The sequence below is a fragment of the Sphaerisporangium flaviroseum genome, assembly GCF_039537005.1.
Taxonomy (GTDB): Bacteria; Actinomycetota; Actinomycetes; order Streptosporangiales; family Streptosporangiaceae; genus Sphaerisporangium; species Sphaerisporangium flaviroseum.
In genome coordinates, this window is the sequence record NZ_BAAAZR010000004.1 from 524,119 (window position 1) to 544,121 (window position 20,003).

General features: G+C 68.7%; 17 protein-coding genes and 1 pseudogene. 10 read left to right on the forward strand and 8 right to left on the reverse strand.

Annotated elements, in window-relative coordinates:
* The 7 genes and pseudogenes from ABD810_RS14010 to pyrG form a co-directional block, all read right to left on the reverse strand.
* Positions 1-1,019: pseudogene (locus ABD810_RS14010) on the reverse strand (hypothetical protein); the annotation flags it as partial.
* 272 nt (positions 1,020-1,291) lie between these two features.
* The gene (gene scpB / locus ABD810_RS14015; RefSeq protein ID WP_344938797.1) at positions 1,292-1,870 is read right to left on the reverse strand and encodes an SMC-Scp complex subunit ScpB; all 579 of its coding nucleotides are present in this window, start codon (positions 1,868-1,870) and stop codon (positions 1,292-1,294) included.
* Positions 1,860-2,783 (reverse strand): segregation and condensation protein A, encoded by a 924-nt coding sequence (locus ABD810_RS14020; RefSeq protein ID WP_344939049.1) that lies wholly within the window; start codon positions 2,781-2,783, stop codon positions 1,860-1,862. Before ABD810_RS14020 ends, scpB begins: the two co-directional genes overlap by 11 nt.
* 35 nt (positions 2,784-2,818) lie before the next feature.
* A complete protein-coding gene (locus ABD810_RS14025; protein ID WP_344939052.1) occupies positions 2,819-3,712 on the reverse strand; it encodes a ParA family protein in 894 nt (297 codons plus the stop codon).
* A 124-nt stretch (positions 3,713-3,836) separates the two neighbouring features.
* Positions 3,837-4,751, reverse strand: a complete 915-nt coding sequence (locus ABD810_RS14030) for a site-specific tyrosine recombinase XerD (protein ID WP_344939055.1) — start codon at positions 4,749-4,751, stop codon at positions 3,837-3,839.
* Positions 4,752-4,783: 32 nt separating this feature from the next.
* A complete protein-coding gene (locus ABD810_RS14035; RefSeq protein ID WP_344938799.1) occupies positions 4,784-5,434 on the reverse strand; it encodes an NUDIX domain-containing protein in 651 nt (216 codons plus the stop codon).
* A complete protein-coding gene (pyrG, locus tag ABD810_RS14040; RefSeq protein ID WP_344938801.1) occupies positions 5,431-7,101 on the reverse strand; it encodes a CTP synthase in 1,671 nt (556 codons plus the stop codon). Before pyrG ends, ABD810_RS14035 begins: the two co-directional genes overlap by 4 nt.
* Before the next feature lie 155 nt (positions 7,102-7,256).
* Here pyrG and ABD810_RS14045 point away from each other — a divergent pair, with 155 nt between their 5' ends.
* The 3 genes from ABD810_RS14045 (at position 7,257) to ABD810_RS14055 (ending at position 10,091) form a co-directional block, all read left to right on the forward strand.
* Positions 7,257-8,000 carry an acyltransferase gene (locus ABD810_RS14045; protein WP_344938803.1) on the forward strand — a complete coding sequence of 248 codons (744 nt, stop codon included), beginning with the start codon at positions 7,257-7,259 and terminating at the stop codon, positions 7,998-8,000.
* 157 nt (positions 8,001-8,157) lie between these two features.
* The gene (locus tag ABD810_RS14050) at positions 8,158-9,306 is read left to right on the forward strand and encodes a nitronate monooxygenase (protein WP_344938807.1); all 1,149 of its coding nucleotides are present in this window, start codon (positions 8,158-8,160) and stop codon (positions 9,304-9,306) included.
* A gap of 176 nt (positions 9,307-9,482) precedes the next feature.
* Positions 9,483-10,091, forward strand: coding sequence for a DUF4126 domain-containing protein (locus tag ABD810_RS14055; protein ID WP_344938809.1), 609 nt, complete (start codon positions 9,483-9,485; stop codon positions 10,089-10,091).
* 39 nt (positions 10,092-10,130) lie between these two features.
* Here the strand turns inward: ABD810_RS14055 and ABD810_RS14060 are convergent, their stop codons facing one another.
* On the reverse strand, positions 10,131-10,505 hold the full coding sequence (locus tag ABD810_RS14060; RefSeq protein ID WP_344938811.1) for a hypothetical protein: 375 nt from the start codon (positions 10,503-10,505) through the stop codon (positions 10,131-10,133).
* Positions 10,506-10,879: 374 nt separating this feature from the next.
* Between ABD810_RS14060 and uvrB the strand changes: the two genes are divergently transcribed.
* The 7 genes from uvrB (at position 10,880) to ABD810_RS14095 (ending at position 19,848) form a co-directional block, all read left to right on the forward strand.
* On the forward strand, positions 10,880-12,988 hold the full coding sequence (uvrB, locus tag ABD810_RS14065) for an excinuclease ABC subunit UvrB (protein WP_344938813.1): 2,109 nt from the start codon (positions 10,880-10,882) through the stop codon (positions 12,986-12,988).
* A gap of 1,161 nt (positions 12,989-14,149) precedes the next feature.
* Positions 14,150-15,061, forward strand: a complete 912-nt coding sequence (locus ABD810_RS14070) for a hypothetical protein (RefSeq protein WP_344938815.1) — start codon at positions 14,150-14,152, stop codon at positions 15,059-15,061.
* 523 nt (positions 15,062-15,584) lie between these two features.
* Positions 15,585-16,778, forward strand: a complete 1,194-nt coding sequence (locus ABD810_RS14075) for an MFS transporter (RefSeq protein WP_344938817.1) — start codon at positions 15,585-15,587, stop codon at positions 16,776-16,778.
* A gap of 15 nt (positions 16,779-16,793) precedes the next feature.
* Positions 16,794-17,753: a small ribosomal subunit Rsm22 family protein gene (locus ABD810_RS14080; RefSeq protein WP_344938818.1), complete on the forward strand. Its 960-nt coding sequence runs from the start codon at positions 16,794-16,796 to the stop codon at positions 17,751-17,753.
* Between the two features lie 551 nt (positions 17,754-18,304).
* Positions 18,305-18,994, forward strand: coding sequence for a hypothetical protein (locus ABD810_RS14085; RefSeq protein ID WP_344938819.1), 690 nt, complete (start codon positions 18,305-18,307; stop codon positions 18,992-18,994).
* A 9-nt stretch (positions 18,995-19,003) separates the two neighbouring features.
* Positions 19,004-19,459 (forward strand): hypothetical protein, encoded by a 456-nt coding sequence (locus ABD810_RS14090; protein ID WP_344938821.1) that lies wholly within the window; start codon positions 19,004-19,006, stop codon positions 19,457-19,459.
* A 119-nt stretch (positions 19,460-19,578) separates the two neighbouring features.
* The gene (locus ABD810_RS14095; RefSeq protein WP_344938824.1) at positions 19,579-19,848 is read left to right on the forward strand and encodes a small ribosomal subunit Rsm22 family protein; all 270 of its coding nucleotides are present in this window, start codon (positions 19,579-19,581) and stop codon (positions 19,846-19,848) included.
* Positions 19,849-20,003 lie beyond the last annotated feature (155 nt).

Here is a 20,003-nt window from a genome sequence, read left to right on the forward strand (position 1 = left end):
TTGCCGCGGCCCGCCGTGGCGCCACGGCGGGCCGGCGCGCCTGATCGGCCCGGCTGGGAACCCGCCCGGCCCTGCTCGGGACGGCCGTACCTGCCTCGGGCGCCGCCACCGATCTCGCCGATGGTCTGCACCTCGTCACGCCGGTCGTCACGCCAGGAACCGCCACGCGAGCCGCCTTCGCGGTCGCCGGAGTAGCGGCTCTCCTCGCGGACCGGACGGTCACGGCCGGTCTCGTCCCTGCCGTACCCCTCACGGCCGCCACTGCGACCTGCGCGGAAGGAGCCCCTGTCGTCGTCGCGGGAGCCACGGCGGTCGCCGCCGGGCGCCCCGGCACGGTCACCACGGAAGGAACCGCCACGGTCACCACGGAAGGAACCGCCACGGTCACCACGGAAGGAACCGCCACGGTCGTCGCGGGACGAACCGCCACGGCCACCGCCGAAGGAGCCGCCGCGGGAGGAAGCCCCGCGGTCGGACGAGCCACCACGGTCACCGCGGAAGGAACCCCCGCGGTCGTCGGCCCCGCGGTCGTCACGGGGCCAAGCCCCGCGATCGTCACGGAAGGAGCCCCGGCGCTCGCCGGGCGAGCCCGCGCGGTCGTCACGGAAGGAACCACGGCGGTCGTCGCCGCCGGGCCGGGCGTACCTGTCGCGGGTGCCGCCACGGCCCGCGCGGAAGGAGCCCCTGTCGTCGTCGCGAGAGGGGCCACGGCGGTCGCCGCCGGGCGCCCCGGCACGGTCGCCACGGAAGGAACCGCCACGGTCACCACGGAAGGAACCGCCACGGTCGTCGCGGGACGGAGCCCCGCGGTCACGGCCGTACGAACCGCCACGGTCGCGGTCGAACGAACTCCCACGGTCGCGGTCGAACGAACCCCCGCGGTCATCGCGGGAGGACGGGGCTCGGCGGTCGTCGCCGGGCCTGCCGTATCGGCTACGGGAAGCCTCAGGGGAGGCTCCGGAGTCGCGGTATCCACCGCGGAAGCCCTCACGCGTACGGGACTCGTCGCGGGGACGCAAGTCGCGCTCGTCGCCGCCGCGGCCCGTGGCCGGGCCGCGTCGCTCGTCGGACCGGAAGGCATCGCGGCGCTCTCCGCCACCGAACCCTCCTCGGGAGCCGCCCTGGGCGCCCCGGGAGCCGCCCTGGGCACCTCCTCGCGAGCCGCCGCCGCCTCGGAAGCCGCCGGACCCGCCTCGGGCCCCGGCTCCGCCTCGGGAGCCTGAGGCACCGCCTGGGGCGCCGCCGCGTCCTCGACCGCGTCCATCACCGGACGGGGTACCACGCCTGTTGTTCACTTCTGTTGCTCCTCTAGGGTTTCCACATCGTCGGGAAGGAACGGGGCGAGCGCGGGGAGCTCTTCGAGACTCCGCAGCCCCAGCCTCTCCAGGAAATACGAACTTGTGCGGTAGAGCACCGCCTGGCTCTCGGGGTCGGCGCCGGCCTCTTCGACCAGCCCACGCGCCGCCAGCGTGCGCATGACGCCGTCGCTGTTGACACCCCGGACGGCGGCGACCCTGGCGCGGCTCACCGGCTGGCGGTAGGCCACGACCGCGAGGGTCTCCAGAGCGGCCTGCGTCAGCCTGGTCTGCTGCCCGTCACGGACGAAGCGCTCCACCAGGGCGGCACAGTCGGCGCGCGTGTAGAAACGCCAGCCGCCCGCCACCTCCCGCAGGTCGAAACCCCGTCCCGCTTCGGTGTATTCCGCCGAAAGGGCCCGCAGCGTCTCGGCGATCTCTCGCGAGGGACGCTCGAGCACCTGCGCCAGGGTGACCTCGGCCACCGGCTCGTCGACGACGAGCAGGATCGCCTCCAGAGCCGCGCGCAGGCCCGGCTCGGGATCGGAGGTCTCCCTGATGTCCTCAGGACTCATCGGCTCCATCTTCGCTCTCTCGGCTTTCGGCGCGATCATGGCTCTCGGCCACGTCGGCGCTCGTTGTGCTCTCACGGCTCTCCGGGCGTTCGTCGCCCGGATTGTCCTCGTCGTAGTCGTCGGCGACCGCGATGTCCCCATCGTCGGTGCCGGTCCAGGTCACATGCAGGTCCCCGAGCGGTTCGATCTGGTCGAAGGAGACCGCGGCCTCCCGGAAGAGCTCCAGGACGGCGAGGAAGCGTGCGATGACCTCGAAGGTGCCCGCGCAGTCGGCGGTCAGGGCCCGGAACGTCGCCCTGCGCATGCGCCGGAGCCGTTCCACAACAATAGCCGCTTGCTCGCGGACGTTGGCGACCGGCTGGTAGATGTGGGCGGTGGAGACCGAGGGCGGGAGCTTGGGCGTGAAGGCCCGTGCGGCGACCTTCGCCAGGCGCTCGGGGCCGATGCCCAGCACCAATTCGGGCAGCAGCCCGGCGAACCGCGGCTCCATCTGGACCACCCGGGGGAAGCGCAGCGCCTCATCGGCCATCCACCCGGCGAAGACCTTCGCCACCTCCTTGTAGGCCCGGTATTGCAGCAGGCGGGCGAACAACAGGTCACGGGCCTCGAGCAGGGCCAGGTCCTCCTCGTCCTCCACCTCACCGGTGGGCAGGAGCCTTGCGGCCTTCAGGTCGAGCAGCGTGGCCGCGACGAGCAGGAAGTGGCTCGCCTGGTCGAGATCCCACTCGGTGCCGCGCGCGCGGATGTGGGCGATGAACTCGTCGGTCACCTGGTGCAGGGAGACCTCGGTGATGTCGAGCTTGTGCTTGGAGATCAGCCCGAGCAGCAGGTCGAACGGACCCTCGAAGACCTCCAGGTGAACCTGGAAGGCATCAGGCCTGGTCTGGCCGGTCGCGGGCCGTTCGGTGGTCACCGGCCCATTGTGGCGCACGCCGGCCGTCGGGACGGTCAGTCGCCCTGCGACCACCGGGCGAGGACCTCGCGGGCAAGCTCGCGGTAGGCGGTGGCGCCCATCGACGCGGGGTCGAACTGGGTGATCGGTTCACCGGCGAGCGTGGCGTCGGGGAACCGGACGGTGCGGTTGATCACCGTATGGAACACCTTGTCCCCGAAACCCTGCATGATCGTCTGGAGGACCTCCCGCGCGTGCAGCGTGCGGGGGTCGTACATGGTGGCCAGGATGCCGTCGATCTCGAGGTTCTTGTTGAGCCGCTCCTGGACCTTGGTGATCGACTCCATCAGCAGGGCGACGCCGCGCAGCGCGAAGAACTCGCACTCGAGCGGCACCATCACGCTGTGTGCGCAGGTCAGGGCGTTGACGGCCAGCAGGCCGAGCGACGGCTGGCAGTCGATGAGGCAGATGTCGTAGTCGGGCAGCAACGGCTCCAGCGAGCGGCCCAGGGCGTACTCCCTGGCGACCTCGTTGACGAGCCGGATCTCCGCGCCGGACAGGAAGATGTTGCTGGGCAGCAGATCCATGCCCTCGACGCTGGTGCTGAGGAGCACGTCCTCGGCGGTGACGTCGTTCTCTTCCATGATCAGGTCATAGACGGTCGACTCGAGCGGGCGCGGGTCGATGCCCAGCCCCACGGACAGGGCGCCCTGCGGGTCGAAGTCGACGAGAAGCACGCGCTGACCGCACTCGGCCAGCGAGGCGCCGAGGTTGATCGTCGTGGTCGTCTTGCCGACGCCGCCCTTCTGGTTGACCATGGCCACGACCCGCGCGGGACCATGCGTGGTCGGCGGGATCGGATCTGGAAAGACGGGACGCGGACGCCCGGTGGGACCCAGAATTCCCTCATTCCTGGTTTCGCCCCATGATGCGTCGGGCGCACCGGGCATCTCCCGGATAGAAGCGTCTGTGGTCGCAGTCACCAGTTGAACCTCCCTGACAGCCCCGAACCGGGCCGTCCGGACGGACACTATGGGGTAGGCACGTATGCGGCAAGGCGACGCGCCCTAAGTGCTATGAACTTGGCTGCCGAGCCCCGGTATGGGCTGCCGCGTAGGCCTCACGGAGCCTGTCGACGCTGACCAGTGTGTAGACCTGGGTGGTCGACACCGAGGCGTGGCCGAGCAGTTCCTGCACAACCCTAACGTCAGCTCCTCCGTCAAGGAGGTGAGTTGCGAACGAATGGCGCAACATATGCGGGGAGACCCCGGCCAGGCCCGCACGCTCGGCGGCCGACTGGAGGACCTCCCACGCCCCCTGGCGGGTGAGCCGCCCGCCCCTGGCGTTGAGGAACAGCGCCGCGGTGCCACGCCCGTGCGCGGAGATGGCGGGGCGCGCCCCGGTGAGGTACGCGCCCAGCGCCTCACGGGCGAACCGCCCGAGGGGGACGACCCTCGCGCGCCCGGCCTTGCCGCGCAGCCGTACCTGGCCGGCGTCGATGTCGTCCACGGTGAGGCCGACGGCCTCGGAGATCCGCGCGCCCGTGCCGTACAGCACCTCCAGCAGTGCCCGGTTGCGATGGGTGAGCGGCGCGCCGTCCGGGCCCGCGGCGGCGATGAGCCGCTCCACCTCCGCGACCCCGATGGCCTTGGGCAGGTGGCGCAGCCTGCTGGGCGGATGCACCTTGTGGGCCGGGTCGTGCGCCGAGACCCCCTCACGGAACGCGAACCGGTGGAGCCCTCGTACGGCGGAGACGGCCCTGGCCGCCGAGCTGGCCACCAGGGCGGGGTGGTGCTCGTCGCCTTCACGCAGGGTGGTCAGGAACGCCAGCACGTCGGCCTCGGTCACCTCGGCCAGGGACAGGCGGCCGCGGGACCGCAGATGGAGCAGGTATCGGCTGAGATCGCGCCGGTAGGAGGCGAGGGTGTTGGCCGCCAGCCCTCGCTCCACCGCGAGGTGAGCGAGGTAACCGGCGAGTACGGCCTCGATGTCGGCGTGGGCGCTCAGGACGGACCCTCCTGTCAGGCCTCCTCGGCGTCGGCGGGACGCAGGGCGGCGAAGCCGCCCGACAAAGCGGCGTACGCGGCGAGAATACCCGCGACCGCCGGTGAATTGTGGATCATTCCCGCCAGCACCCTGTTCACCCCATCTGCCAGGGGTATCCACAAGACCGGCATGTCGACTTCCTCGTGCCGGTGCACGAAGAGGTTCTCCTCGTGGGGGATCTCCGCGAGGTCGCGGGCCAGGAAGATGCGGATGCGCTCGTCGGTCATGCCGGGCGAGCTGTAGATGTCGAGGAGGGTGTGCCAGGTCTTCGCGCGGTAGCCCGCCTCCTCGGCCAGCTCGCGCGCCGCGCAGTCGACCAGCGGCTCGTCCGGGACGTCACGGATGCCCGCGGGGAGCTCCCAGAGCAGCCCGCGGACCGGGTGGCGGTACTGCCGCAGCACCAGCACCCGGTCATGCTCGTCGAGCGCCAGCACCGCGACCGAGCCCGGGTGGACGACGTAGTCGCGGTCGGCGACCTCGTCCCCCGGCATGCGGACGGTGTCGGTGCGTACGGAGATCACGCGCGCCGCGAACCGATCCTTGGAGTCGAGGACCTCCCAGGACGCCGGCACGTCGCGCACGTCGTCCAGGGTGAGTTCGCCCGCCGGGCCGTGAGCGGTGCTCACGCGCCCCTCCCGGCCTTCGTCACGGTCTCGCGGACGTCCGCGTACGCCAGAGCCGCCTCGATGAGACCTCTGAAGAGCGGGTGCGCGCGCGTCGGGCGGGAGCGGAACTCCGGATGCGCCTGGGTGCCCACGAAGAACGGGTGGACGTCTGCGTCCATCTCGGCGTACTCGACCAGGCGGCCGTCGGGCGACAAGCCGGAGAAGACCATGCCGACCTGCTCCAGCCGCTCGCGATAGGCGTTGCCCACCTCGTAGCGGTGGCGGTGGCGCTCGTCGGCGGTGGCCGTGCCGTACAGCCGCCGGACGATCGACCCCTCGGAGAGCTTGGCCGGGTAGAGGCCCAGCCGCATCGTGCCGCCCATGTCGCGCTCGCCGGCCACGACGTCCTCCTGGTCGGCCATGGTGGAGATCACCGGGTCGACCGTGTCGGGATCGAACTCGGTGCTGTTCGCCTCCTCGATGCCGGCGAGGTTGCGGGCGGTTTCGATGACCATGCACTGCATGCCGAGGCAGATGCCGAGCAGCGGGATCCGCCTCTCGCGGGTGTGCGTGATCGCGCCGACCTTGCCTTCGATGCCCCGGACCCCGAACCCTCCGGGGATGAGCACCCCGTCGACGCCGTCGAGCTCGCGGGCGGCGCCCTCGGCGGTCTCGCAGTCGTCGCTCTTGACCCAGCGGATGTTGACCCGGGCGTCGCACGCGAAGCCGCCCGCGCGCAGCGCCTCGGTCACGGAGAGGTAGGCGTCGGGCAGGTCGATGTACTTGCCGACGAGCGCGATCGTGACCTCCTGCGCCGGGCGGTGCACCCGGCGGAGCAGCTGGTCCCACTCGTGCCAGTCGACGTCGCGGAAGGGCAGGCCGAGGCGGCGGATGACGTAGGCGTCGAGGCCTTCGGAGTGCAGCACCTTGGGGATGTCGTAGATGCTCGGCGCGTCGATCGCCGAGACGACCGCGTCCTCGTCGACGTCGCACATCAGGCTGATCTTGCGCTTGAGCGAGGTGGTGATGGGCCGGTCGGAGCGGCAGACGATGGCGTCCGGCTGGATGCCGATGCTGCGCAGCGCGGCGACCGAGTGCTGAGTGGGCTTGGTCTTCAGCTCGCCGCTCGGGCCGATGTACGGCAGGAGCGAGACGTGGAGGAAGAAGACGTTGTCACGGCCGACCTCGTGACGGACCTGACGGACCGCCTCCAGGAACGGCAGCGACTCGATGTCGCCCACGGTGCCGCCGACCTCGGTGATGACCACGTCCACATCGGGGCCGGCCATGCCGCGGATGCGGTCCTTGATCTCGTTGGTGATGTGAGGGATGACCTGGACCGTGTCACCGAGGTACTCGCCGCGTCGCTCCTTGGCGATGACGTTGGAGTACACCTGGCCGGTCGTGACGTTGGCCGAGCCGTGCAGCTCGGTGTCGAGGAAGCGCTCGTAGTGGCCGACGTCGAGGTCGGTCTCGGCGCCGTCGTCTGTGACGAACACCTCACCGTGCTGGAAGGGGTTCATCGTGCCGGGGTCGACGTTGAGGTAGGGATCGAGCTTCTGCATGGTGACCCGCAGGCCGCGAAGCTTCAGCAGGCGCCCCAGGCTCGAGGCTGTGAGTCCCTTGCCGAGACTGGAGGCGACGCCTCCGGTGACGAACAGATGCTTGGTGTTTGCGGCGCTGCGCAAGGAGGGTCTCCCGTGGTCCGTTGTGATCGTGGCCGTCCCGACCGGGCGACCCGTGTCCACGGGCTCTCAGGATATCAAAGGACGCTTGCGAAGTGCCCGGACATCCTCCGGGCGTCCGTTCCCTGCATCCTAACCAGGCGGTAACTTTTCCGGTTATGTCACCCCGTGATGCACTACGCCGGATGTTCGGCGGATTTATCCACCGAATCTGGGGCGCGGTGCGCGTCGCCGGCGCGATCACCCCTAAGAGCCCGGCCGGGTACCGGTTCCGCCGTCTCGGCGAGGGCACCTGCCTGTCCTTCCCCCAGGGCGCGATCTTCGGAGAGGCGTGGATCGAGATCGGCGACCACACGCTCGTCGGCGAACGCGTCTCCATCTCCGCGGGAATGGGCCCGGGCGTGGATCTCGGGCCGGACTCCATCGTCCGCATCGGCGGAGGATGCTCGATCGGGCGGGGCAGCCACATCGTGGGCCACCAGTCCATCGACATCGGCGACGACGTCTTCACGGGGCCCTATGTGTACATCACCGACCAGAACCACGTGTACGAGGACCCGGAACTGCCCATCGGCCGCCAGTGGCCGCGCAACAACCCGGTGGCCATCGGGGCGGGCTCCTGGATCGGCGCCGGGGCGATCATCCTTCCGGGGACGCGGATCGGCAGGCAGTCGGTGGTCGCGGGCGGCGCGGTGGTCCGCGGGGAGTTCCCCGACCACTGCGTCATCGCCGGCGTCCCCGCCAAGGTCGTCCGCCGGTACTCCCCCGAGGGGGGGTGGCACCCCCCTCTCCCGGCCGGGATGCCCGGCCCTCTCGGGACGATCCTCCCCGCCTCTGAGCCCCGCTCCCCCGGACCTGAGTCTCCGTTCCCCAGCTTCACCGCCCCCTTCCCCCAACCCTGACCACACCGCCCCACCCGCCCCCTGACCACACCGCCCCGCCTGCCCCCTGACCACACCGCCCCGCCTGCCCGGGGGACGGCCCTTCCCGCCGGTCACCGGCGGACGACCTCCGCCCGTGACCTGGACCGGACCGGCCTTGGGAAGTTACCGTCACGGCATGCGAACAGAGATCTGCGACCGGTTCGGCATCGAGTTCCCTCTGTTCGCTTTCAGCCACTGCCGTGACGTGGTCGCGGCCGTCACCAAGGCGGGCGGGTTCGGCGTGCTGGGCGCGGTCGCCTACTCCCCCGAGCAGCTCGACCGCGAGCTGTCGTGGATCGACAGGCAGGTGCGCGGCCGGCCGTACGGGGTCGACGTGCTGGTCCCCGGGAAGATCGACGAGTCGGCCTCCGACCCCGGCGCCCGGCTCCTCGACTTCATCCCCGAGGTCCATCGCGACTTCGTCGCCCACCTGTTCGCCAAGTACGGCGTCAGTTCGGACAGGACCTTCACGGCCGGGCAGGCGGGCCCGCATCCCACCACGGCCGACGAGCTCGGGCGCAGGGTCACGCATTCGGGGGCGACAGGGCTCATCGACGTGGCCCTGAGGCACCCCATCGGCCTGATCGCCAGCGCGCTCGGCACGCCGCCCCCCGTGATGGTCGAGAAGGCGCGCGCCGCGGGCGTGCCCGTGGCCGCGCTGGTCGGCACCGTCGAGCACGCCCGCCGCCAGGTCGGCGCCGGCGCCGACCTGATCGTCGCCCAGGGCACCGAGGCGGGCGGCCACACCGGCGAGGTGTCCACGATGGTGCTGGTCCCCCAGGTCGTCGACACGGTCGCTCCCGTCCCCGTGCTCGCGGCGGGCGGCATCGCGAACGGGAGGCAGATGGCCGCCGCGCTCGCCCTCGGAGCCGAGGGCGTGTGGTGCGGCTCGGTCTGGCTCACCACCGAGGAGGCAGAGACGCCGCCGGTGGTCAAGCGGAAGATGCTCGCCGCCACCTCCCTCGACACGGTGCGCTCCCGGTCGCGTACGGGCAAGCCGGCCAGGCAGCTGGTGTCCGCCTGGACCAAGGAGTGGGACGAGGCCACCGAGAGCCCGGGAGCGCTGCCGATGCCGCTGCAGATGCTCCTGGCCGAGGGAGCCCTCGCCCGCATCGGCGCCGCGGCCGAGAGCGGCGAGCCCGGCGCCCGGGAGCTGGCGAACTACTTCGTCGGCCAGGTGGTCGGGCAGCTGAACCAGGTGAAGCCGGCCCGCCAGGTCGTCTACGAAATGATCGAGGAGCTGTCCACCGCCACCGAACGCATGAGCAAGATCACTCGCGCCTGATCCGCCTTCCGGGGGCTCAGGCCGCCTCCACCAGGCCCGGCCCGCGGCACACCGTCCATGCGACGACGGCCGCAGCGAACCATGTGAGCGGGATCACTCGTTCCTGATTGGCGAGGGGAACGCAGGGCATCGGGTTCTTCGTCTTCTTAACAGAACACAAGGACTGTGGAGGTGTGATGCTCGCGGTGCTGACCGGCCTCGGGCTGTCCACGGCGGCGGGGCTCAACGCCTACATCCCGCTGCTCGTGGTCGGTTTCCTGGCCAACTTCACCGATGCCGTGAAGCTGCCACAGGACTACTCGTGGCTTACCAACGGCTGGGTGCTCGCCATCATCAGCGTGCTCCTGCTGGCCGAGGTCGTGCTCGACAAGGTGCCCGTCGTCGACCACGTCAACGACATCATCCAGACGGCGGTGCGCCCGGCCGCCGGTGGCGTGGTCTTCAGCGCCACGCAGGCCGCCTCTCAGCTCGACCACTCCACCTGGATGAACCAGAACCCGTGGATGAGCTGGATCCTCGGCATCGGTGTCGCCCTGGCCGTGCACGTCATGAAGGCCTCGGCCCGGCCGGTGGTCAACGTCTCGACGGCCGGTGTCGGCGCTCCCGTCGTCAGCACGGTGGAGGACGCCGGATCGCTGGGCATCAGCCTGATCGCGGTCTTCTTCCCGGTGCTGGTGATCGTCGCCCTGGTCGTGCTCGCGGCCCTCGCCTGGTGGGTGATCCGCCTCCTCCGCAGACGCCGCGCCCGCCGCAACACGCTTCAGCGGGCTCCACACCCCTCCTGATCCACAGGGGTGCCGCCATCTCGGCGCTTGGAGGGTCGGTCAGCCGAGCGAAAGTGCCATGGCGACGATCAGGACCAGCAGGAGCGCCAACCCGCCGCCTGCGACCACCAGGAGGGCGATCATGCAGCCCTTCCCGTTCCATGGCTGGGGGGCGGGGCCGAGCGCGCCTCGTGAGTAGGCCCACATGGGAGCGCGGTATTCGACTTCGAGTGCCATCCCGGGCTGGAGCCAGACCGTCAGGTCCGCAGGCCCGATCTGCGAGGGCAGGACATAGGGCAGGTGGACGTGAAGATGATGCTGACCGGGAGGAAGCGGGATCGTGGTGCGGCCCCATCGGCCCGGCATCCGGTGGCCGTTGAGGATGATCATGGGCGTGATCATGGACAACATGAAGCCGAGCCAATGACGCTTCATATCGAGAACGAGATGCGCCTGCGCCGCGGAGGGAACGTGTTGGGGCGGCCGGCTCCACGGGGTGTGCGGCGCGGGGGGATGCATGGCGCTGATGTTACCGCCATCCCGATCTCTCACGATCTTCCGTGAAGCGCCTGAAACGTGGCGGCATGCGGCGGATCGAGTACGCCGCGGCGGTCTTCGAGCGGTAGGAGCGTTCCTCCTAGGGAAGCCGAAGCCTTCGAAGAGCCTGGGGACCTCGTCGACGGTCGGCTCGTCGTCGTCACGGTGAACAGACGGTCGAGGTTCGGCCGGTTCCGCTCACCGGACCGAGGGCAGAGCCGTTCCGGCGACGGGCCGGGAAATGTCGGAGGCTCCGCGTAGGTTATGGAGATGTGAGGCCGGTAACAGATTTGCAGCGCAGGGTGGCACCTTTCCAGGTGGTCACCGATATGACCCCGTCCGGAGACCAGCCGGCCGCGATCGCCGAGCTGGAGCGGCGTGTCAAGGCCAACGAGAAGGACAATGTCCTGCTGGGCGCCACGGGCACCGGCAAGACGGCGACGGTGGCCTGGCTCATCGAGCGGCTGCAGCGTCCGGCTCTGGTCATGCAGCCCAACAAGACGCTCGCCGCGCAGTTCGCCAACGAGCTGCGCGAGATGCTGCCCAACAACGCCGTCGAGTACTTCGTCTCCTACTACGACTACTACCAGCCCGAGGCGTACATCCCGCAGACCGACACCTACATCGAGAAGGACTCGTCGATCAACGACGAGGTCGACCGGCTGCGCCACTCCGCGACGAACTCCCTGCTGACGCGTCGCGACACCGTCGTGGTGGCCTCGGTGTCCTGCATCTACGGCCTGGGCACCCCGCAGGAGTACGTCGACCGCATGGTCCGGCTCAAGGTGGGCCAGGAGATCGAGCGCGACCAGCTCCTGCGCCGCCTCGTCGACATGCAGTACGCCCGCAACGATCTGTCCTTCACCCGCGGCACCTTCCGGGTGCGCGGCGACACGATCGAGGTCATCCCGCAGTACGAAGAGCTCGCCGTGCGCATCGAGATGTTCGGCGACGAGATCGAGAAGCTGGCGACGCTCCACCCGCTCACCGGTGAGGTGATCACCGAAGACCAGGAGCTCTACATCTTCCCGGCCTCGCACTACGTCGCCGGTCCCGAGCGCATGGAGCGGGCGATCCGCGACATCGAGGCCGAGCTCGCGGTGACGCTGCAGACCATGGAGAAGCAGGGCAAGCTGCTGGAGGCGCAGCGGCTGCGCATGCGCACCACCTACGACATCGAGATGATGCGCCAGGTCGGCAGCTGCTCCGGCATCGAGAACTACTCGCGGCACATCGACGGCCGTGAGGCCGGCTCCGCGCCCAACACCCTGCTCGACTACTTCCCCGAGGACTTCCTGCTGGTCCTCGACGAGTCCCACCAGACCGTGCCCCAGATCGGCGCCATGTACGAAGGCGACGCCTCGCGCAAGCGGGCCCTGGTCGAGCACGGCTTCCGCCTGCCCTCCGCGATCGACAACCGGCCGCTCAAGTGGGAGGAGTTCCTCGAGCGCATCGGGCAGACCGTCTACCTCTCCGCGACCCCCGGGCCGTATGAGCTGGGCCGCAGCAAGGGCGAGGTGGTCGAGCAGGTCATCCGCCCCACCGGGCTGGTCGACCCCGAGGTGGTCGTCAAGCCCACGAAGGGGCAGATCGACGATCTCGTCCACGAGATCCGCGAGCGCACCGACAAGGACGAGCGGGTCCTGGTCACCACGCTGACCAAGAAGATGTCGGAGGACCTCACCGACTATCTTCTGGAGCTCGGCATCCGCGTCCGCTACCTCCACAGCGAGGTCGACACGCTGCGCCGCATCGAGCTGCTCCGCGAGCTGCGCATGGGCGAGTTCGACGTGCTGGTCGGCATCAACCTGCTGCGTGAGGGCCTCGACCTGCCCGAGGTGTCCCTGGTGTCCATCCTCGACGCCGACAAGGAGGGCTTCCTGCGGAGCGAGACGTCGCTGATCCAGACCATCGGCCGTGCCGCGCGTAACGTCTCCGGCCAGGTCCACATGTACGCCGACCGTGTGACGCCGTCCATGGAGCGCGCGATCGAGGAGACCAACCGGCGCCGGGCCAAGCAGGTCGCCTACAACCAGGCCAACGGCGTCGATCCCCAGCCTCTCCGTAAGAAGATCGCCGACATCCTCGACTCCATGGTCAGGGAGGACGCCGACACCGAGAAGCTCCTCGGCGGCGGCCGCCAGCAGAGCCGTGGCAAGGCGCCGGTCCCGGGCCTGTCCTCCCGCCAGGCGGGGCAGCACGCCAAGGCCATCGTGGGCGAGATGCCGAGGGCCCAGCTCGAGTCGCTCGTCCAGTCGCTCACCGAGCAGATGCACACGGCGGCCGCCGACCTGCAATTCGAGGTGGCGGCCCGTCTCCGCGATGAGATCAAGGAGCTCAAACGCGAGCTCCGCGACATGCGCGAGGCCGGGGTCCACTGACCATCGGGAGGGTCGCGAACTGGGCACCTTGGGTCAGAGCCGTCCCACGTCAAGGTGCCGGCCGACCGAGCCTAGGCCCCTCCCAGCACCCATTTGATCGAGGCACCCACGTGATTCCCACCCCAGCTCAGGAACCGCCCCCCAGCGTTTAGACGGTGAATCCACCCGGACCTCTGTGGGAGGTCACGATGTTGGGTGGGCAGCACGTGGGCACCCCCCTAGCGTCGAGACGGTGAACCCCCGAACGCCTGGGGGAGGTCACGATGTTGGGTGGGCAGCACCCGGGTTCGCGATCAACCGGGTGACGGGTGGGGACATCCACCTGAGCACCTTGGGCCACAACGTCACACCTCAAGGTGCCGGCCGAACGAACCAAGACCCCTCCCGGCACCCATTTGATCGAGGCACCCACGTGACTCCCACCCCAGCTCAGGAACCGCCCCCCAGCGTTTAGACGGTGAATCCACCCGGACCTCTGTGGGAGGTCACGATGTTGGACGGGCAGCACGTGGGCACCCCCCTAGCGTCGAGACGGTGAACCCCCGAACGCCTGGGGGAGGTCACGATGTTGGGCGGGCAGCACGTGGGTTCGCGATCAACCGACAACGGGTGGGGACATCCGCCTGAGCACCTTGGATCACAACGTCACACCTCAAGCAAGGTGCCGGCCGACCGGACCAAGACCCCCCGGCACCCATTTGATCGACGCACCCACGTGATTCCCACCCAGCACAGAAACCACCCCCCAACGACGAGACGGTGAACCCACCCCAACGCTTGCGGAAGGTCACGACCTTGGGCGGGCAGCACTCGGGTTCGCGATCAACCGGGCGACGGGTGGGGACATCCACCTGAGCACCTTGGGTCACCACCGTCACCAGGCCACAGGCATTGCGGCGTCGTCCTGATTCATTCAGTCGAAAATCGGCGGTCAGCTGATCGCGCCTGCCATAATCGACCATCTCGCAGGGGTTTCGTTGCCTGTTCCGAGAAACCGTCATCATTACGGCGACGGGTAGGAACGATCGATCACCGTGTCCCGCCCTCATGCCGGTGGCAGTCGCCGACGGCATGCTCGGATATGCGGCGCGCTGATCACAGAAAGACAAACCGGGAGGCCCGACTATGCGTTCGCCCAGCGTGCCGAAATGGTTAACTCGCATGACGCGCGGACAACTCTTCTGGGCATTCACCGGCATCGCGATCCTCATCGTGGTCGCCTCGGTGGCACATGGCAGTCTGGCGAAGATCTACGACGCGGAGCCCGACTTCTTTCTCGGATCCCTGCTGTCGCTGACCGGCTTCTGCTTCGCCAAGGCGTTCAGTCGCGCGAACGTCGACACCGCATTGGCCTTGATCCGCGATGAGCGGGTCACCGAAGTGGCCGAGGCGATGGAGCAGGAAATGCAGCGGCGGCTGCACGCCAGCGGTGTTCATCAGCAGATCTCCCTGCTGAGCAGGAACATAACCTCGGCGAACAAACGCACCTGCGAGTATTTCGATCTCCAGACCAAGGACCCGCGCTTTTACATCACCTCTCCACTTATACGCGTGGTGCTGCAGGACCTCGACGAAGCGCTCAGTAACGTCACCAACCTCGCCCGCGCCGTCGGAAGCGAGGAGGCGCAGCACTCCTTCACCTTGCCGGTCGATGTCCGGTCGCAACTCAGCGACGTGCTTCGCGATTTGCTGGAAGCGACCTCCCGCCGCAACGAGGCCTACGAGGCATTGCTCGCCCAGTTCGAGAACGCCCGCGTGGATGATCTTTGGGGTGCCTTCACGGTGATGACCTCCGACACGCTCAAGGCACAGCGTGATCTGGAGTCGCTGCTCGGCAAGAACATTCTCTCCTCGCCCAAAGACCGGATCATCGTGCTCGTCGGCTATGTGTCGGCGTCGCTGAAACGTGCGCGAAAAGTCGCGGAGATGATCGAGGAGAGGCAGCTCGATGAGCCTCCGGCGATGAGGATCCTTCTCGACGACCTGGAAAAGGTCCTGGAGAAACTCGCCAAGATCGAACTGGGCGCTCCCGTGCTCACGGTCGGCTCGACCGGTCTCCAGGCCTCTCGCTAGGCAAGTCGGCCTTCCCACGACGCGGCTGCTCAGCAGCCCCGATCCTAGGTCCACGACCGTTCACCGGGCTGGCCGCCGCACGACGGCGCCGCCATCGCCGTACCAAACCTCGCCGACCCGGCGCCGAAAACACAGACCACTAGGACAGCGGGAAGAGTCGCGACCCGGCAAAGGCACGTGGACCCCGCCCAAGCCCTTACACCCGACGAAGATACGGAGACACCACCTAAGCCCTCACGCCCGGCAGGCGTGAGAATCGACGCTTAAGAGGACAACCCGTGAGAGCCAGTCATTGGAGCCTGCACGCGGCCGGCCGAGGGCAGAAATCCCGATGAATCGCGTTGGAGAAGTCGGTTAGCCTTCCCGTGATGTTGATCGCGGCTCCGGAGGTATTGATGCAGCAGAGCAAGGTCACGGCCGCCGTTTCGATGCGAGGGCGCGCCCGCTAAGCAGCAGGCTGACGCTCCTCGCCTCGGAACGGTCTCCGGCCTCGTGACCGTTTCCTTTGCTGAGGAGCTCTGTTTTGCGTGCCCTCATGTCCGCGCGTCTCGGCGCGGACTTCTCCAAACTGTGGACCGCTTCGGCCGTGTCCAACGTCGGCGACGGCATCACCATGGCGGTAGGACCGCTGCTCGTCGCCTCCCTGACCAGTGAGCCGGTGCTCGTCGCCGGAGCCGCCTTCGCCCAGCAACTGCCTTGGCTGATCTTCGCGTTGATCAGCGGCGTCTACGTCGACCGTCTCGACCGCCGCCGCCTCGTCATCATCGTCGACCTCCTGCGCGGCCTGGCCCTGGCCGTCCTGGCCGCCGCGGTCGCCACCTCGACCGCTTCCGTCCCGCTGATCTACATCGTGTTCTTCCTGCTCGGTGTCGGTGAGACCCTCGCCGACACCGCCTTCTCCGCGCTGTTGCCCGCCACCGTCGGTCCCGAGCAACTCACCACGGCCAACTCCCGGCTGGCGACCACTACCACCCTGGGCAACCAGATCCTGGCCAAACCATTGGGCGGCTGGCTGTTCGCCATCAGCCCGGCGCTGCCGTTCGCGGCCGACGCCCTGAGCTTCCTCGTCGCGGCGGCGTTGACCTCAGCGATCCGCGTCACCCCGGCCAAGCCGGTCGCCGGTGACAGCGTGCGCGCAGACATCGCGACCGCACTCCGCTGGCTATGGCGGCATCGGCTGCTGCGCACGCTCGCGGTGAGCATGGGTGTGGCCAACGTGGCATTCTGCGCCGCATTCGCGATCTTCGCGCTTTACGCGCAACAGCGGCTCGGCCTGAGCGAGATCGGATACGGGCTCCTGCTCACCACCTTCGGTATCGGCGGACTGGCGGGCAGCATTCTCGCCCCGAGGTTGGGGAGGCGATTCGGAGCCAGAGCACTACTGCGCGGCGGCCTGATCGTCGAGATCATCACCCACGCCGTACTCGCTGCGACCACCGAGCCGCTGGTCGCTGCGGCGATCCTGATCGTCTTCGGCGTGCACAGCGTGAACTGGGGGATCGTCGTGACCACCTGGTTCCAGCGCGCGGTGCCCGACGAACTACGTGGACGCGTCGGCAGCGTCTACGCGCTCACCCAGGTGGGCGGCGCCGCGGCCGGATCGCTGCTCGGCGGCCTGATCGCCCAAGCCACCATGATCACCACGCCGTTCTGGGCAGCCGCTGCCGCCATGACCGCCATCACCGCGGCCGCCTGGCGACCGCTGCGCGCGGCCTGAGCACCGGGAGACACGATGATCACACTGCCCGCTGAGCTCAGGCATGCCCTGAACACCATGATGGCCGGCCACCGTGAGCATGATCTCGCCCGATCGGCCGGCGAGCTCACCGCCCGCTACCGGCGACCCGCCCATGAGCCGGCTCTTCGCTCCATAACCGACGTGGCCGCCTACGCCGCCACCCGCATGCCCGCCACATATGCAGCCGTCACCGCGGCACTCACCCAGGCCGCCGCCTCCGTGCCCGACTTCCGACCAGCGACTCAACTGGACGTCGGAGGTGGCACAGGCGCGGCCATCTGGGCCGCCACCGCCATCTGGCCAAGCCTGCGACAACTCACCCTGATCGAGCGCGACCCCGCCGTCATCGCGTTCGGTCAAGGACTCGCGGCTGCGGCCGCCCATCCCGCGGTCAGGCACGCCACATGGCGGAAATCGGCAATCCGGGCCGACCTCGCCACCCCGCCTGCGGATCTCATCACGATCTCCTACGTCTTGGCGGAGATGCCACCGGACGCTCAGGAGGCAGTCGTACGGTGGTCGGCCGAACACGGGACAATGGTGGCCATCGTCGAGCCCGGCACACCCGATGGATATGCCCGAGTCCTCGCCGCCCGGGACCACTTGATCGGTCTCGGTAGGCGAATCGCGGCGCCCTGCCCGCACACCGGCGCCTGCCCACTTCCGGCAGGTGAGTGGTGCCATTTCTCCGCTCGACTACCCCGCACCGCACTTCATCGCCGGCTCAAGGCAGCGGAACTGGGGTTCGAGGACGAGAAGTTCTCCTACGTCATCGCCACCTCCACGCCGGCGAATCCCCCGGAAAGCCGCATTCTCCGGCATCCACGTACCCGTAAGGGTCTGGTCACACTGACCCTGTGCTCGGAGGAGTTGCTTGAGGAGAACGTGTCCAAGCGACATGGCGACGCCCACCGCGCCGCCCGGAACGCGGCATGGGGTGATCCATGGCCCTAGGACGGATATGTGATGTCAGGTGCCGAGGAGCCTCGGCACCCGACATCACCGCCAAAGACCGCACCGGATATGGCGCCCGCGTACACAGGCCTCCAAGAGCCGCCTGAGCACCCGCGTACAGGTCTCCATGAGCCGCCTCACCCGCGCACAGGTCTCTCCATGAGCCGCCTGAACGCCCGCGCACAGGCCCCCATAAGCCGCCTGAACACCCCGCGTACAGGCTCTCCAGAGCCGCCTGAACACCCGCGCACAGACCTCCAAGAGCCGCCTGAGCACCCGCGTACAGGCCTCCTAGAGCCGCTTAACGCCCCGTTGCCCACTTCTCCCTCCTGGAAGGCGAACCCGATGGCCGACCCTCCCGAAGGCCTCACCCCCGGACAGCGCGTCGCCGGGCACCGGGTCCGACGCGGCATGTCCCAAGCAGTTCTCGCCGGGCTCGGGTCATCAGAGCTCTGGCCGAAGCACTCGGTATCTCACTCTTCGACCTCGTCGGCGAACAGGCCCCTCACGCCAGAGGAGATGAACCGGCCGGCCTCTCCCATCTCCGAGCCGTGCTCCTGGACTACCGTCAGCTCTCCCCGCTGCTGGCCGCCCTCGATGGCGACGGCACCGCACCCCGGCTCGACCATCTCAAGCAGGATCTCGCCGAGGTGATGGACGCCTACCAGCAGCCCCGCTACTCCTTCGTCCTACGCCGGGTCCCGGACCTTCTCGTTCGCGCGCAGCTCGCCGCCCACGCTCACACCGAAGACGAACGGCTCGCCGCGTTCCGGCTCGCGGCCCTCGCCGGCCAGTCCGCGGCGATGATCCTCACCAAGCTCGGAGAACCGGATCTCGCCTGGATCGCAGCACAACGAGGCCTGGCAGCAGCAGAGCAATCCGAGGACCCCGCCGTCATCGGCTCCCTCATGCGTTCGTTGATCCACGCGCTTCACACCCACGGCCGTCCCCTCGACGCCATGAACATGACCCGCACCGCAGCCGACTTCCTGAACCGGCGCCTGGACTCGTCCCGGCCCGCGCTCTTGTCGATCTACGGGACCCTGCTCCTCCCCGGGGCAGTCGCGGCCGCCCGAGCCGGTGACCGCGCCACCGCCAAGGACTACCCCCGCCTAGCCCGCCGTCTCCACCACGGCAAAGCCGCCCACACCGACCGACGGCACCACCCGGTACCTAGAACACGGCCACCCCACCCGTTAATCGCAAGTCCTGAGGCTGTCGGGCCGCTTCCGGTGAGCTAGGTTCGCCGCATGGCGATCAACATTGAGGGCGAATGGTGGAAGGGCGATTCGGCCGCCGACATCGCCGACTACCTCGAGGAACTTGCTCCCGGCGGCTACCCGATTCATACGGCGCGGCCGTCGAGATGCTTGGACTGCTCAAGTGCTGTCTTCAGCATCGAGCTGGACGCAGGTGGCGTGTGTGCTCGTCGGATCTGCTCTGCCTGCGGACGTCACGCCTTCCTTCTTGATAGCGAGGATTACTGGATGGCGGACGACGACGGCAGCGGGCCAGAGAAGATCAGCTGCCCGTGCGGTTCGGACCGTTTCGAGTGCACGATCGGGTTCAGCTTTCGCGAAGGGGACGAAGAGATCCGCTGGGTGAGCATCGGCGTTCGCTGCGTGGAGGACGGCATTCTTGGTTGCTGCTCAGACTGGCAGATCAGGCATGGGCCTGGCTCGCGCTATCTGCTCGACCTCGTCTAACACGCATCGATTCAAGCGGAGCCACGCACCCACCGACGCGGCGAACACCGAATGCTAGATGATCGCGAATGTTCGACTCATCACCAACGTGCACCCGCCCGGATGATCTGACGACGTGCATGGGTCTGTGTGGAGCCCCGTACCGGCGACCCGCCCATGAGCCGGCTCTTCGCTCCATAACCGACGTGGCCGCCTACGCCGCCACCCGCATGCCCGCCACATATGCAGCCGTCACCGCGGCACTCACCCAGGCCGCCGCCTCCGTGCCCGACTTCCGACCAGCGACTCAACTGGACGTCGGAGGTGGCACAGGCGCGGCCATCTGGGCCGCCACCGCCATCTGGCCAAGCCTGCGACAACTCACCCTGATCGAGCGCGACCCCGCCTGAGCACCCGCGTACAGACCTCCAAGAGCCGCCTGAACACCCGCGTACAGGCTTCCTTGAGCCGCGTAACGCCCCGTTGCCCACTTCTCCCTAGAGACAGGTCGAGAGTGCCCCTACAGAGCCTCTCAGCCGTGTTCTGGCACGGCGGGCGTCAGGGC